We start from the raw sequence: 14,456 nt of genomic DNA on the forward strand, positions 1-14,456 counted from the left end.
CTACTGATGTCCTAGTTAGCGATAACCGAGCGGAGGATCTGTCACCCCCACGCCCCCCGGAAGGGCCGCGTTTCCCTGAGGGGCGAATCATGCCCGAAACACAGGTGAATTCCCGGCCGCGATTAACCCCCCTGAAAGGGGATTCCTTGGCGTGAGGGGCTCCCTTAGGAATGTGCCCCTTTCGAGTACTCCTTTCTCTCGCGACCCGGGCACCCCCCTTCCTGCGAGACCGGGGCGAACCCCGCCCGCCGTCTGGCGACTCCGCGACGGTGAGGTTAGGCTTACCTTCGCAATCCACCGACCCCCGCTCCGAAGGACGCTCGTGCCCGCCATCCGCACCCCCCGCCGCCTCACCGCCGTCGCCTCGCTCGGCCTCACCGCCCTGCTGCTCACGGCCTGCTCCGGAGGCGCCGACGCCGGCACCGACGACGCCTCGCCGTCCGCGGCCGGCTTCCCCGTCACCGTCGAGCACGCGTTCGGCGAGACCACCGTCGAGTCGGCCGACCGCGTCGTCGCCACCAGCTGGACCAACCAGGACGTCGCGCTCGCGCTCGGCGTCACGCCGGTCGGCTTCACCCGCGCCTCCTACGGCGACGAGGACGGCGACGGGCTGCTGGCGTGGACGAAGGAGGCCCTCGATGCGGCCGGCGCCGAGACTCCGGAGCTCTTCGACGAGACCGACGGCGTGCCCTTCGAGGCGATCGCCGACCTGACGCCCGACGTGATCCTCTCGGCCTACTCCGGCATCTCGCAGCAGGACTACGACACGATGTCGCAGATCGCCCCGACCGTCGCCTACCCGGGCCTGGCCTGGGGCACGACCTGGCAGGACTCCGCGAAGCTCGACGGCGCCGCCCTCGGGCTCGCCGACGAGGCCGAGGCGAAGGTCGCCGAGGTCGAGGACGAGATCGCCGCGACCGTCGCCGAGCACCCTTCGCTCGAGGCCACCACCTTCACCTACGGCTGGTACGACCCCACCGACGCGAGCACCTTCACCTACTACACGCCCAACGACGCGCGGGTGAAGTACGTCGAGGACCTCGGCCTCGAGGTCGCGCCCAGCATCGTCGAGCTCTCGGGCGACTCCGAGGCGTTCAGCGGCACCCTCAGCGCCGAGAACGCCGACCAGCTCGACGCCGACGTGCTCATCGTCTACGGCGACGAGACCACCCTCCCGGCCCTGCAGGCCGATCCGCTGCTCTCCAAGATCCCGGCCGTCGCGCGCGGCTCGGTCTACGTCCTCACCGACGGCTCGTCCCTCGCGATGGCGACCTCCTCGCCCAACCTGCTGAGCATCCCGTGGGGTCTCGACGAGTACACGGCGGGGATCGCGGCGGCCGCCGACAAGGTGTCGTGAGCACCGACGCCTCCGCTCCTCCCCGGCGCCCCGCCCGCGACGACACTCGCGGGCGGGGCGCCGCTCGGCGCCTGCGCCCCTTCTGGCTCGGCGCCGTCGTCGTCGTGCTCGCCCTGGCCTCGATCGCCTCGCTGGTCTTCGGCTCGCGCGAGATCCCGCTCGCCGAGGTGTGGCCGGCGCTGACCTCGCCCGACCCGGCGTCCATCGTCGACGCCGCGGTGCAGAACCGCGTGCCGCGCACCGTGCTCGCCCTGCTGGTCGGCGCCTCCCTGGGCCTGGCCGGCGCCGTCATGCAGGGCATGACGCGCAACCCGCTCGCCGACCCGGGCATCCTGGGGCTGAACGCCGGGGCGTCGCTCGCAGTGGTCCTGGGCATCTCGGTCCTCGGAGTGACGACCCTCCCGCAGTACATCTGGCTCGCGTTCCTCGGCGCGGCCGCCGCGGGCGCCTTCGTCTACGCGGTCGCCTCGCTCGGCCGCGACGGAGCGACCCCGCTGAAGCTCGCCCTCGCCGGTGCCGCGACCGCCGCCGCGCTCACCTCGCTGATCAGCGCCGTGCTGCTCACCCAGGAGGAGACGCTCAACCGCTTCCGCTTCTGGCAGGTCGGCGGAGTCGGCGGCGCCGAGACCGGAGCGATCCTGCAGGTCCTGCCGTTCCTGGCCGTCGGCGCGCTGCTCGCGCTCGCCAGCGCCCGCGGCCTCGACGCCCTGGCGCTGGGCGACGACCTCGCGACCGGCCTCGGCCGCCGCGTCGGCCGCATCCGCCTGGTCGCCGGCATCGCCGCCGTGCTGCTGTGCGGCGCCGCCACCGCCGTCGCGGGACCCATCGGATTCATCGGCCTTGTGGTCCCGCACCTCGCGCGCCGCCTGACCGGGCCCGCGCACGCGTGGCTCCTCCCCGCCTCGGCCCTGCTCGGCGCCCTGCTTCTGCTCACCGCCGACGTCGTCGGGCGTGTCGTCGCGCGGCCCAGCGACGTCGAGGTCGGCATCGTCACCGCCCTGATCGGAGCGCCCGTGCTGATCGCGATCGTGCGCCGCTCGAAGGTGAGGGCCCTGTGAGCGCGGCCACGCCACTCCGCTCGTCCGGGAACGCCCCCGGAGACGCGCCCGGCATCGTGGCCGGGCGGAGCCGGCGCGCCCGCCGCACCGCGATCGGCTGCGCGGTCCTCGCCGCCCTCGCCCTGGCGCTCGTGCTCGTGTCGCTCAGCGTCGGCACCACCGTCTACTCCCCCGTCGACGTCGTCCGGGTGATCCTCGGCGACACCGTTCCCGGAGCGTCCTTCACGGTCGGCACGCTGCGCCTGCCGCGCACGATCACGGCCGTGCTGGTCGGCACGGGCTTCGGGATGGGCGGCGTGATCTTCCAGACGCTGCTGCGCAACGCGCTCGCCAGCCCCGACATCATCGGCATCACGTCCGGGGCGAGCGCCGCGGCCGTCGTCGCGATAGCGTTCCTCGGGCTGTCGGGAGTCGCCGTCTCGGTGATCGCCGTCACCGCGGGCCTGCTGACCGCGCTCGTCATCGCCGGGCTGGCGGGCAGCGGCGGAGTCGCGGGCGCACGGCTGATCCTGATCGGCATCGGTGTGGGTGCGATGTTCCAGAGCGTGATCGCGTACGTGCAGACGCGTGCCGACTTCGAGGACGTGCAGGAGTCGCTGCGCTGGCTGACCGGCAGCCTCAACCAGGCGCTGTGGCCGGGCGTGCCGCCGCTCGCGCTGGCGATGCTCGTGCTGGTGCCGCTGGCGCTGCTGCTCTCGGGCCGGCTGCGGATGCTGCAGCTCGGCGACGACTCCGCCACCGCCCTGGGCGTCGCCGTCGGCCGCGACCGCGCCGCGCTGCTGGCCGTGGCCGTCGGGCTCGTCGCCGTCGCGACCGCCGCCACCGGTCCGATCGCCTTCGTGGCCTTCGTGTCGGGGCCGATCGCGCGGCGTCTCGTGCCGGATGCGCGGTCCCTGCTCGTCCCCTCCGCTCTCGTCGGGGTGGTCGTGGTGCTCGCCGCCGACCTCGTCGCCCAGCACGTCGCGGGGCTCGCCTTCTCGGGCGCCCGCTTCCCCGTCGGAGTGGTGACGGGCGCCCTGGGCGCGCCGTTCCTGCTCTGGCTCCTCGCCCGCCGCAACCGCACCGGAGGCACTCTGTGACCGCATCGACCACGCCCGCCCCGTCCGCCGCGGGAGCCTCCTCCGACTCGGCGGGCTCCGTCTCGGCGCACCGCACGCTCGCGGTCGACGCCGTGACGCTCGCCTACGACGAGCGCGTCGTCGTCGACGGCCTCTCGCTCGACGTGCCGACCGGCGCGATCAGCGTGATCGTCGGAGCGAACGCCTGCGGCAAGTCGACGCTCCTGCGCGCGATGGCGCGGCTGATCACTCCGCGGACCGGAGCCGTCCTGCTCGACGGGCAGGCGATCCACACGCTGCCGACCAAGCAGGTCGCGACGCAGGTGGGGCTGCTGCCGCAGACCCCGATCGCCCCCGAGGGCATCGCGGTGTCGGATCTGGTCGCCCGCGGCCGCTACCCGCACCGCGGCTGGTTCGGCCGGGGCTCCTCCGCCGACGACGACGCGATCGTCGAGGACGCCCTGCGCGCCACCGGCACCCTCGAGATCGCCGACCGCCCGGTCGACGAGCTCTCGGGCGGCCAGCGCCAGCGCGTCTGGATCGCCCTGGCCCTCGCGCAGCGCACCGATGTGCTGCTGCTGGACGAGCCGACCACCTACCTCGACGTCTCCCACCAGATCGAGGTGCTCGACCTGCTCACCGATCTCAACCGCACCCGCGGCACGACGATCGTGATCGTTCTGCACGACCTGAACCTCGCGGCGCGCTACGCGGACCACCTGTTCGCGGTGCGCGCCGGCGCGCTGTACGCCTCGGGGACTCCGGCCGAGGTCGTGACCTCGGAGGTCGTGCGCGCGGTGTTCGGGATGGAGTCGCGGATCATCGAGGACCCGGTCTCGCGCACCCCGCTGGTGCTGCCGATCGGGCGGCACCACGCGGGCTGAGGTTGCCCCCGCTCCTCGGAAGTCGTCGTACTCGCGCTCGAGTACGACGACTTCCGCGGAGTCGACACCGGAGAGGTCCGCGCGGCACGCAGAGCGGCTCCCGGCCACCTCGTCGAGGCCGACCGGGAGCCGCTGCACCGGGAGGGTGGGTTCCTACATGCCGTCGGCGAGCATCGCCTCGACCACGTCGACGTGGCGGGTGAACGCCGCCTCGGAGAACTCGCCCGAGTAGTTCAGGCCGTAGGGCCAGATGTGCGAGCCGCCGCAGTTCAGCTGAGCGTCGGGCCCGTCGAGCGACTTCACGAGGTCCGTCGCGGCCGAGCCGTCCCAGACGCCGTTGACGCAGTGCGCGTACCAGCCGCCGTTCTGCCCGACTCCGACCGTGTGCGAGATCTCGTGCAGGGCGGTCCCCTCCACCATGAACCCGCGATCCGAGCCGAAGCGGAGATCGCCGTTGTTGCTGGCCTCGGCCGTCGGAACGCCGGGGGCGTAGTAGACGTTCAGGACCTTCGTGATGTCGGAGTTCGCGTTGTAGCGGGCCACCGCGCGGTCCATCGCATCCGTGATCCGGGCGTAGGCGTCCTGCTCATCCGCGGTCGGATCAGCGGAGCGGTGGAGCGTGTAGGTGATCTCCCCTTCGGCGGCCTGCGCGGGGACGGCGCCCCCCAGTGCGGTGAGCGCGAGAGCGGCGGCGGCCGCACCGGCGAGGGCGAGCGAGCGGAGCGAGCGTCGGTTGCGTCGTTGCATGGTGTTCTCCAGTTCTGCGTCTTCATCGACTAGTGCTTTCTGGACCCGGTCTATGTTGACGTTAACATCGTCCGGCTCGCGGATTCCAGGGCGAGCGGAGCAGACGCACGGCATCCGACCAGGACCGACGTCTCGCGCAGGATCGTCTCCCAGGAGAGCGATCCCCCGCAGTCCTGGTGCTTCATCGGACCGGATGCCCAAGCCCCCCCCCCCCTCGTGACCACCCAGCCGACCCGCGGCCGCTCGTCGACCTCGATGTCCGAGCGTCGGGGCCCGCGTTCACCCCTCCACTCCTCGGAAGTCGTCGTACTCGAGCGCGACTACGACGAATTCCGAGGACTCGACGCGCCTGCGGGCACTGGCGGCACAGCATCCCGGCGCGGAGGGACGCGAGTGGTCGCGGAACGGGGCACGGGCGGAACCCAGCGCCCGTCCCGCGTCCACTCGAGGGTGCGGGGCGACCCGGGTGGACGCGGGACGGGGCCTCAGGAGACGTCAGCGCCCGCTTCGCGTCCACTCGAACCCGAGAGGTGCGCCAGGGCACGGGCCTGCCCGTACCGACCGTTCACCGAGCGCCGCCGGACGCACCCCGCGTTCCCTCCCGAGCCCCGATCGGTCAGGATCGGAGGCGTGCCGATCCGCGACCTCACCCCCGCCGACCTCGCGTCGCCGCCGTTCCTCGAGCTGCTGCGGCTGGCCGCCGAGCTGACCGAGGAGGAACTCGCGCGCATCCGGGACGAGGAGCTGCCGGCGCTCGAGGTCATCGGAGTCGTCGAGGACGGCCGGCTGGACGCGTTCGCCGCCGCGCGACCCGTCGAGGAAGGCCTCGAGATCGAGTACCTCGCCTCGCTGGTGCGCGGGCGGGGGTCGGCCCTCGTCCGCGAGCTGCAGCGGACGCATCCGGGAGCCGTGGTCATCGCCCGGACCGACGACGACGCGATCGGCTTCTACCGGCGCCTCGGATTCACCGACGCACCCGCCCCCGTCGACCCGCGCTGGCCCGACCGCCCGCGCTACCGGTGCACGCTGGCGGTGCCGTCGTGAGGCGGGTGCTGCGCATCGTCGCCGCGCTCGCGCTCCTGGGCGGCCTCGCCGCCTGCACCGCCGCTCCGGAGCCCGAGCTGGTGGGCGCGTACGGCGATCTGCACGTCGCTCCCGACGGATCGATGGAGTTCTGCGCGTTCGACGTGGACCCGGGCTTCGACGGTCCTGCCGAGCTGTGCTTCGACGGCATCGAGACGACCGGGATCGACCCCGCCGGGCTCGTGGAGGCGCCCGGCGGCTTCGTCGTCGTCGACAGCACCGACGACCGCCGGTGGGAGGGGACGTCACCGCGGGATCCCCGACGCGCACCCGACGGGACCCTCATCCACTCCGCCTTCCTCGTCGGCACGATCGAGGACGAGGTCTTCGAGGTGACCGGCTACGGCACCGACCGCTACACGCTGCCGGCCGAGTACCACGAGCCGACGCTCGACGAGCCGGGCGGATTCCTCGTTCCCGTCGTGCCTGTCCCGCGATGACGAACCCGCGGGACCGCCCCTCCACCGGGATGCCCGTCGCCGTCTCTGCTGGTCGAGTAGCCCCGCAGGGGCGTATCGAGCGGCGAAGCCGCGGTGAATCTCGGTGGAGAGGGGAAGAGAGGCCGCCCGCCCCCTCTGCTGGTCGAGTAGCCCCGCAGGGGCGTATCGAGACCCACCGGCCTCAACAGATCGGACTGCTCATCAGGCTGTCTGGAGGTGGTGGATCTCGATACGCCCGCTCCGCGGGCTACTCGATCAGCAGGCAGGGCATCACACAGATGAGATGACTTCTCCTCAGAGACCCGCCCCGGTCCGCGGGTCGGGCCTCTGACCCGAGCTGCTGGACGTCGGGGATCTCGAGACGCGCGCTCCGCGCGCTACTCGATCCGCAAGGATGCCGGCGCACGTGCAGCTCGAGCCGCGCTGATCATCCGGAGTCGCCGGCGCTGACGAGCCCCACCGGCGCGTCCAGCACGAGCCGCCCGTCGAGCCCCAGCCGCTCCAGGAACGCCTCGTCGTGACTCAGCACGACCAACCCGCCCCGCCAGGCGGCGAGCACGTCGACGAGGTGGTCGGTCGTGGCCAGGTCGAGATCGTTCGTCGGCTCGTCGAGCACGAGCAGCTGCGGAGCCGGCTGCGCGAGTACGAGCCCTGCGAGGGCGGCGCGGAATCGCTCGCCGCCCGACAGGGTCGATGCCGTCCGGTCGACGATCGCGCCCCGGAGGAGCAGCCGCGCGAGCGCGTTGCGCAGCTCGCCGGTCGGCACGGCGGGGGCCGCGCGCGCGACGTGCTCGAGCACCGTGCGGTCGTCGTCGAGCAGCCCCTCCCGACGCTGCGGGAGCCAGCCGACGCGGTCCGTGAGCACGATGGCGTGCGTGTCGGCGATCGGATGCGGACGAGCCTCCGCCCGCACGAGCTGCTCGAGCAGCGTCGTCTTGCCCGTGCCGTTCGCGCCGACCACGGCGATCCGCTCGCTCCCCTGCAGCACCGTCGTGCGCCCCCGCACCGTGATCTCGGCGAGCCGCCGCCCCGCCGGCACCCCCGGATCCGGCGGCAACTCGATGCGCACCGCGTCGTCGTCCCGCACCGCGCGCGATGCCGCGTCGACCTGCTCGCGGGCGCGCGCTTCCGCCTCGCCGTGACCGGAGCGGAGGCGCCCGGCGGTGCCCTCGGCCCTGTTCTTCCGGGCGTTCGCAAGGATCTTCGGCATCGACTCCGCCGATCGGGCACCCGCCTTCGCCCGTCGCGTGATGGTCGTCTCGGCCTCGATCCGCTGCCGCTTCTCGGCGCGGAGCAGCTGGTCGGCGTCGCGCAGATCGCGCTCGGCCGCGGCGCGCTCGAGGGCGAGCCGCTCCTCGAAGTCCGAGTAGGTGCCTCCGGAGGTGCGGAGCGCGCCGCCCCGCAGCTCGGCGATCTCGTCGACGTGCTCGAGCAGCTCGCGGTCGTGGCTGACCACGATCAGCGTGCCGCGCCACCGGTCGACGAGGTCGAGCAGCAGACCGCGCGACCGCCGGTCGAGGTCGTTGGTCGGCTCGTCGAGCACCGCGATCGGCCTGTTGCGGAGGCGGACGCCCGTGACGGCGGCGAGGACGGCCTGCCCGCCCGACAGGGTCGCGACGGGCCGGCGCAGGTCTTCCGGAAGCCCCGCCTCCCCGAGCGCGGCGACCGCCCGGGCGTCGAGGTCCCAGTCGTCGTCGAGCACCTCGAAGTGCCGTGGATCGGCGTCCCCGCCGAGGATCGCGTGCAGGGCGTCGAGCTTCCCGCGGATCCCGAGCAGATCGGCGACGGTGTCGTCGGGTCCACGCCGGAGCCGCTGCGGCAGAAGGTCGACCGGCCCCGTCGTCGAGACGGTGCCGTGCGTCGGGGCGAGGTCGCCGGTGACGAGCCGGACGAGCGTGGACTTGCCGGCGCCGTTGGCTCCGACGAGCCCGGTGCGGCCGCGGCCGAACGCGGTGCTGACCCGGTCGAGGACGACGTCGCCGTCGGGCCAGGCGAACGAGCAGTCGGTGAGGACGACGGAGGGTGTGATGGTGGAGGGCACGGTGCTCCCGGTGATGGTGTGTCGGCGCGCGACGACCACCGGGCTCCCGGCGTGCGGGAGCCTCGCCCTCAGCGGGCGGGCACGGGGGTCGTCAGTGCGAGGTCAGCGTCTGCGTCGTGGACGCAGTACCGGTGCTGATGCGCAAAGGACCGTCTTCCGTGCGGGGAGCCCCCGTGTCCGCGAGCCGTCCGGTCGGCCGGTGAGGTGGCCGCACCGACGTCGCGGCTCGCGACGAGGTACCCCAGCACGGTACGCGCGGGGCGCGGTAGGGCGCAAGACCGTGCAGCCCGGAGCACCGCTACCCTGTCGCCATGCGCCGCCTCCTCGACGACCGTCTCCGGAACCGCGACCGCACCGGCTCCCCGGCGACCTCTTCCGTCTGATGGAGTGGCGACGCTGATGTGGTGGCGGCGCACGGTCCTGCCCGAACCCCGGCCTCCTCGCGAGTTCCGGCCCTCGAGAGCCCGGCAGACGCAGGAGTCGCGACGGCTGAGGCCGGTCGCGGTGCTCCCCGCGCTGGTCATGCTGGCGGGGAGCGCCTGGGGAGTCGCGGCCGCCGACGATCCCGCTGCCGCGCTCGTCGTCTACCTCGGGCTGTTCGGGTTCTCGGCGGCCGTGGCCGTGCTGATCGTCGGGGTGCTGCGGGTCCGCAACCGGCGGTTCCTCGCCACCGCGTCACTCCGGATCTCGGATCGGGCGATCGAGTACACGGACGCGCGAGGTCGGGTCGTCCCGTTCGACCGCGCCGATCCGTCGTTGGCGGCGCTGCTCACCCGGGTGTCCGCCGGCCCGAACAGCGAGGGGATCCGCCTGCCTCCCTCGCTCGTCCTGTTCCTGTCGGACGGGACCCGGTCTCTCCGGCTCCGCGGGGCGGACTGGGAGATCGAGGACCTGCGGGCGGTGGTCGCCGCGGTGGAGACGCCGATCCCTCCCGCGGCCCGCGGGCTCCGCGCCAGTGGCAGGAGGGGCCGCGAGAGGGCCGACGCCGCTCGTCGGGAGGCCGCTGCTCCCCCCGCCGCCGAGAGGACGCTGAGCCCCGGGGAGATCAACGAGCTGATCCCCGGGACGATGAGCCTCCGGGAGACGCACCCGATGACGTTCGCCCTGCTGATCGGGTTCGGGTCGGCGGCGCTCCTGCTGGTCGTCGTCGTCGGGATCGCACTGGCGTTCGCTTGAGAGTGAAGGTCGGCGCCGGCGTGGTGGACCGCCGGGCAGAGACGCGGTGATCCGCGCGTCCGGGAGCGGAGGCGCCACCGGGGCCCCTCGGCGACGTCGTCCGAGGTTCCGTCTCGCGATCCGGCCCGCCACCATCGGAGGCACGGCCCGCACCGCGCGCGCCGTAGAACGGAGCAGCATGATCGCGATCGATCTCACCGGGAGGACCGCACTGGTCACCGGATCCGGGCAGGGCATCGGGCTGGCGATCGCCGTCGGGCTCGCGAGGGCCGGGGCGGACGTCGTCGTCAACGCCCGCTCGCAGGGCTCGATCGACACGGCCGTCGCGGAGGTGCTGCGGCAGGTTCCGGAGGCGTCCGTCCGCGGAGTCGCCGCCGACCTCGCGACCGACGAGGGCACCGCGGCGCTGCTCGAGGCGGTTCCGACAGTCGACGTCCTCGTCAACAACCTCGGGATCTTCGGCAGCGCCGATCCGCTCACGATCAGCGACGACGAGTGGCGCCGCTACTTCGAGGTCAACGTGCTGACCGGCGTGCGCCTGACCCGCGCCTACCTGCCCGGCATGATCGAGCGGGGCTGGGGGCGCGTGCAGTACATCGGCAGCGACTCCGCCGTCGCGACGCCGGCCGAGATGATCCACTACGGGGTGTCGAAGACGGCGCTGCTCGGAGTGTCGCGCGGCTTCGCGAAGGCCGCGGCGGGCAGCGGAGTCACGGTGAACAGCGTGCTCGCGGGCCCGACGCACACGGGCGGGGTCGAGGACTTCGTGCACGAGCTGGTCGACGCCTCCCTCCCCTGGGACGAGGCGCAGCGCGAGTTCATGCGGCTGCACCGGCCGAACTCGCTCCTGCAGCGGCTGATCGAACCGGAGGAGATCGCGAACATGGTCGTGTACCTCGCGTCGCCGCTCGCCTCGGCGACCACGGGCGCGGCGGTGCGGGTCGACGGCGGGTACATCGACGCGATCGTGCCGTGACGGCCGTCTCGACGCGGGAGGGACGAGGACAGCCGCGTCAGTCCTCGGCAGTGCGCTGAAGGTCGCTCGACGAGTCCCTCAGAGCCGCATCGATCACAGAGCTGGGCAGGACGTCTCGCGCGTTGAGGATCTCCACGCCGAGAAGCCGGCCGTCCGCATCGAAGTCGAGGATGACCTCGCCCAGGCCGCCGGGAGTCGCGATCGAATCGAGCTGCTGGACGGCCGAACCGTCCGCGATCCGGTCCGTCATCATGATGTACGCCGCGTCGGCAGTGGGATCGTAGGTGATGCGCATCGCGTCATCCTGTCGTGACGATGACGATGTCACCACTCCTGTCGTCCACGAGGGCTCGCGCCTCGCCGCGCATGCGGCAGGGCACCGCAGGGCGCTCGGGCTCCTCGTCGGCGTCGCCGTTCAGCCGCCTGCCACGCGCGCTCCGATCCGGAGGCGCGACCGGACCGAGCGCTACCCGCGGTCGATCCGAGGCCGGTCCGGTCCGCTCCCCCGCCCGGCCGGCGCGACCGATCCGCCGGTGCGCCACTCCCCGCCGATGCGCTCCTGCACGAGTGGCGCCGCCGGATCCTCGAGCCGCGCGAGCAGCGCCTCCACTCCCCGCCGCCCGAGTTCGTGCGCGGGCGAGACGAGCACGTCGAGCTCGGGATCGCCGAAGTCGGCGACGTCGGGCGTCGAGGCGAGCAGCACGATCGACACGTCCTCCGGCACGCCCACTCCGCGGTGGCGAAGCTCGTGCGCGAGTCCGAGGGCGATGCCTCCGTCGAACACGAGCACCGCTGTCACGTCGCCGAGCTCCGCGGCGAGCGCCCGTCCGCCGCGAGCCGACTCCTCAGCCTCGAGCAGCACTCCGGAGAGACCCCGCACCCCCGACACGCGCCGGAACGTCTCGCGGGCGCGGGCGTTCGCTCCGAAGCCCTCCACCCGCTCCGGACCGCCGAGCACCAGGGCGACGCGCTCGTGACCGAGCGATGCCAGGCGCGCGAGCGACTGCTCGACCATGCCCTCGATGTCGATGTCGACCCAGTCGAGAGCGGAGGGATCGCGCGTGCGGCCGATGAGCGCGAAGGGCGTGCCGGAGTCGCGCAGCACGTCGACCCGGTCGTCGTCGAGGGCCACCTCCATCAGCACCACGCCGTCGACCAGCCCGTCGGCGCGGAGTCCGGCGAGGCGCTGGGAGGAGTCGAGCGAGGGCCAGAGCACGATCGAGTAGCCGCGCTCGGCCGCGGCCTCGGCCGCTCCCGCGAAGAAGAGGGTGGCCGTGTTGAGCAGGCGCGGGCGCACCAGCGGGAACACGACCGCGAGGATCATCGAGCGGCGGCGGGCGAGCGCCCGGGCGAGGGCGTGCGGGCGGTAGTCGAGCGCGGCCATCGCATCGACGACGCGCTGCCGCGTCTCGGCGGTCACCGGCTTGGAGTCGTTGACGACGAACGAGACGGTAGCGATCGAGACGCCGGCGCGCTCGGCGACGTCGCGCATGGTCGCCATGGTGCTCCTCCGCTCGTCGCCCCTCGCGGTTGACGAGCGGCGGTGACGTCCATCATCCTGGACATCGCGGTAAAGCGGTTAACCGTTCGCGACCACGTCAGTGCCGACCAGTGAAGGACCCTCCCGTGACCACTCCCTCCTCTCCCGTCCGCGTCCTCGTCTGGGGCGAGAACCGCCACGAGCAGATCGAGGAGGAGGTGCGCGCGATCTACCCGGACGGCATGCACACGACGATCGCCGCGGGCATCTCCGAGAACCTCGGCGAGCGCGCGCAGGTGTCGACCACGACGCTCGACGAACCCGAGCACGGACTCACCGAAGACGTCCTCGCCGCCACCGACGTGCTCGTCTGGTGGGGGCACGCCGCGCACAGCGAGGTCGCCGACGAGGTCGTCGAGCGCGTGCACCGCCACGTGCTCTCGGGCATGGGACTGGTGGTGCTCCACTCCGGCCACTGGTCGAAGATCTTCGGCAAGCTCATGGGCACGACCTGCACGCTGCGCTGGCGATCGGAGCAGGACCGCGAGCTGGTCTGGACCGTCGACCCGACGCATCCGATCGCCCAGGGCGTGCCCCACCCGTTCGTGATCCCCCAGCAGGAGATGTACGGGGAGTTCTTCGACGTGCCCGCGCCCGACGAGCTGATCTTCCTCTCGACGTTCTCGGGCGGCGAGGTGTTCCGCTCGGGGATGACCTGGAAGCGGGGGCACGGCAAGGTGTTCTTCTTCTCGCCCGGCGACCAGGACTACCCCGTCTACCACCACCCCGACGTGCGGCGCGTGATCGCGAACGGAGTGGAGTGGGCGCGCACCCTCCGCCCCGAGCGCACCCTGCCGGTGCTGCAGCGGTACGAGACCGAGGACTTCCACAACGGTCACGACTACGAGGGGGCGCTCGTCCGATGACCGCTCCCGTGCGCATCGTCCAGGTCGGCGCGGGGGCGATGGGGCGCGCCTGGCTGCACGCACTGCGCGACTCGGCCGACGTCGAGCTGGTCGGCCTGGTCGACCTCGACACCGACCTGGCCGAGCGGGCCGCGGCGGAGGAGGGGGTCGCTCCGGTCGCGATCGGCACCTCCGTCGCCGAGGTCGCCACGCGCTCGGGCGCCGACGCCGTGGTCAACGTGACGGTGCCTCGCGCGCACCTGCCCGTGAGCACGGAGGCGCTGTTCGCCGGGCTGCCGGTGCTCTGCGAGAAGCCGATCGCGCCGACCGTCGCCGAGGCGCTCGTGCTCGCGGCGACCGCGGAGGCCTCGGGGCGGCTGCTGATGACCAGCCAGTCGCGCCGCTACTACGCCGCGATCGCCGCGTTCCGTGCGCAGGTCGCCGAGCTCGGGACCCTCGGCAGCGCCTCCGTCGAGTTCGCGAAGGCGCCGCACTTCGGCGGGTTCCGCGAGGAGATGCCGCACGTGCTGCTCGTCGACATGGCGATCCACGCGTTCGACGCGGCGCGGTACGTGCTCGACCGCGACCCGGTGTCGGTGTACTGCGAGGAGTACAACCCGGAGTGGAGCTGGTACGCCGACGGCGCGGCGGCGACCGCGGTGTTCGAGTTCGCCGGAGGGGTGCGCTTCACTTACACGGGCAGCTGGTGCGCCGACGGGTTCGAGACGTCGTGGAACGGCAGCTGGCGCGTGAACGGCGCGGGCGGCACGGCGCGCTGGGACGGGGACGGGGCGCCGGAGCTGCAGGAGCGGGAGTCCGATTTCGCGCGGACCGGAGTGCTCGAGCCGGTGCCGGAGGAGATCCGCGGCTCGCTCGCCGAGTTCGTCTCCGCGCTGCGCACCGGGCGCACGCCCTCGGGCGAGGTGCACGCGAACGTGCGGAGCCTGGCGATGGTGGAGGCGGCGGTGCACTCCTCCGAGTCGGGCGCGCGCGTGCGGATCGACGACGTGCTGGAGGGCGCGTACGCCGAGGCGCTGGGGCTGGCGCGCGACGAGCGCGTGCGCTCCGCGCTGGCGGCGTGGGGGACGGCGGCCGCGGGACTCACGGCGGCCCCTCCCCTGCTGGTCGAGTAGCCGCGCCGCGGCGTATCGAGACCCACCCACCTGGAGCACGGGGATCTCGATACGCCCACTCCGCGGGCTACTCGATCAGCGCGCATCAGAGCCCCCTCGCCCTCACAAGTAAGGCTGA

The 14,456-nt window shown here is 73.0% G+C and carries 14 protein-coding genes; 10 read left to right on the forward strand and 4 right to left on the reverse strand.

The genetic code is table 11. The features are described from left to right. The first annotated feature begins 322 nt into the window (after positions 1-322). The 4 genes from C1I63_RS02725 (at position 323) to C1I63_RS02740 (ending at position 4,357) form a co-directional block, all read left to right on the forward strand. Entirely contained in the window at positions 323-1,357 is a 1,035-nt protein-coding gene (locus tag C1I63_RS02725) for an iron-siderophore ABC transporter substrate-binding protein (protein ID WP_211315552.1), read from the forward strand. Further along, entirely contained in the window at positions 1,354-2,415 is a 1,062-nt protein-coding gene (locus C1I63_RS02730) for a FecCD family ABC transporter permease (RefSeq protein WP_425326970.1), read from the forward strand. Before C1I63_RS02725 ends, C1I63_RS02730 begins: the two co-directional genes overlap by 4 nt. Continuing rightward, a complete protein-coding gene (locus C1I63_RS02735) occupies positions 2,412-3,494 on the forward strand; it encodes a FecCD family ABC transporter permease (RefSeq protein ID WP_211315553.1) in 1,083 nt (360 codons plus the stop codon). Before C1I63_RS02730 ends, C1I63_RS02735 begins: the two co-directional genes overlap by 4 nt. 92 nt (positions 3,495-3,586) lie before the next feature. Next, positions 3,587-4,357, forward strand: coding sequence for an ABC transporter ATP-binding protein (locus tag C1I63_RS02740; protein ID WP_243592654.1), 771 nt, complete (start codon positions 3,587-3,589; stop codon positions 4,355-4,357). Between the two features lie 153 nt (positions 4,358-4,510). Here the strand turns inward: C1I63_RS02740 and C1I63_RS02745 are convergent, their stop codons facing one another. Next, positions 4,511-5,104 (reverse strand): hypothetical protein, encoded by a 594-nt coding sequence (locus tag C1I63_RS02745; protein WP_107573678.1) that lies wholly within the window; start codon positions 5,102-5,104, stop codon positions 4,511-4,513. A gap of 630 nt (positions 5,105-5,734) precedes the next feature. Between C1I63_RS02745 and C1I63_RS02750 the strand changes: the two genes are divergently transcribed. Together C1I63_RS02750 and C1I63_RS02755 are read left to right on the forward strand one after the other, a co-directional pair. Beyond that, positions 5,735-6,148 carry a GNAT family N-acetyltransferase gene (locus C1I63_RS02750; RefSeq protein ID WP_107573679.1) on the forward strand — a complete coding sequence of 138 codons (414 nt, stop codon included), beginning with the start codon at positions 5,735-5,737 and terminating at the stop codon, positions 6,146-6,148. Next, a complete protein-coding gene (locus C1I63_RS02755; RefSeq protein ID WP_146168351.1) occupies positions 6,145-6,627 on the forward strand; it encodes a hypothetical protein in 483 nt (160 codons plus the stop codon). Before C1I63_RS02750 ends, C1I63_RS02755 begins: the two co-directional genes overlap by 4 nt. A 427-nt stretch (positions 6,628-7,054) precedes the next feature. Here the strand turns inward: C1I63_RS02755 and C1I63_RS02760 are convergent, their stop codons facing one another. Beyond that, positions 7,055-8,668, reverse strand: coding sequence for an ATP-binding cassette domain-containing protein (locus tag C1I63_RS02760; RefSeq protein ID WP_107575709.1), 1,614 nt, complete (start codon positions 8,666-8,668; stop codon positions 7,055-7,057). A gap of 504 nt (positions 8,669-9,172) precedes the next feature. Here C1I63_RS02760 and C1I63_RS02765 point away from each other — a divergent pair. Both C1I63_RS02765 and C1I63_RS02770 read left to right on the forward strand, forming a co-directional pair. Then, entirely contained in the window at positions 9,173-9,844 is a 672-nt protein-coding gene (locus C1I63_RS02765) for a hypothetical protein (protein ID WP_107573681.1), read from the forward strand. A gap of 181 nt (positions 9,845-10,025) precedes the next feature. Then, positions 10,026-10,820 (forward strand): SDR family NAD(P)-dependent oxidoreductase, encoded by a 795-nt coding sequence (locus tag C1I63_RS02770; protein WP_107575710.1) that lies wholly within the window; start codon positions 10,026-10,028, stop codon positions 10,818-10,820. A gap of 37 nt (positions 10,821-10,857) precedes the next feature. Here the strand turns inward: C1I63_RS02770 and C1I63_RS02775 are convergent, their stop codons facing one another. Continuing rightward, on the reverse strand, positions 10,858-11,115 hold the full coding sequence (locus C1I63_RS02775; protein WP_107573682.1) for a DUF2283 domain-containing protein: 258 nt from the start codon (positions 11,113-11,115) through the stop codon (positions 10,858-10,860). A 171-nt stretch (positions 11,116-11,286) separates the two neighbouring features. Further along, the gene (locus tag C1I63_RS02780; protein WP_107573683.1) at positions 11,287-12,321 is read right to left on the reverse strand and encodes a LacI family DNA-binding transcriptional regulator; all 1,035 of its coding nucleotides are present in this window, start codon (positions 12,319-12,321) and stop codon (positions 11,287-11,289) included. Positions 12,322-12,446: 125 nt separating this feature from the next. Between C1I63_RS02780 and C1I63_RS02785 the strand changes: the two genes are divergently transcribed. Together C1I63_RS02785 and C1I63_RS02790 are read left to right on the forward strand one after the other, a co-directional pair. Beyond that, the gene (locus tag C1I63_RS02785; protein ID WP_107573684.1) at positions 12,447-13,226 is read left to right on the forward strand and encodes a ThuA domain-containing protein; all 780 of its coding nucleotides are present in this window, start codon (positions 12,447-12,449) and stop codon (positions 13,224-13,226) included. Beyond that, entirely contained in the window at positions 13,223-14,338 is a 1,116-nt protein-coding gene (locus C1I63_RS02790) for a Gfo/Idh/MocA family protein (protein ID WP_107573685.1), read from the forward strand. The genes C1I63_RS02785 and C1I63_RS02790 overlap by 4 nt, the downstream gene beginning before the upstream one ends. Positions 14,339-14,456 lie beyond the last annotated feature (118 nt).

It is taken from the genome of Rathayibacter caricis DSM 15933 (genome assembly GCF_003044275.1).
Lineage (GTDB): Bacteria > Actinomycetota > Actinomycetes > Actinomycetales > Microbacteriaceae > Rathayibacter > Rathayibacter caricis.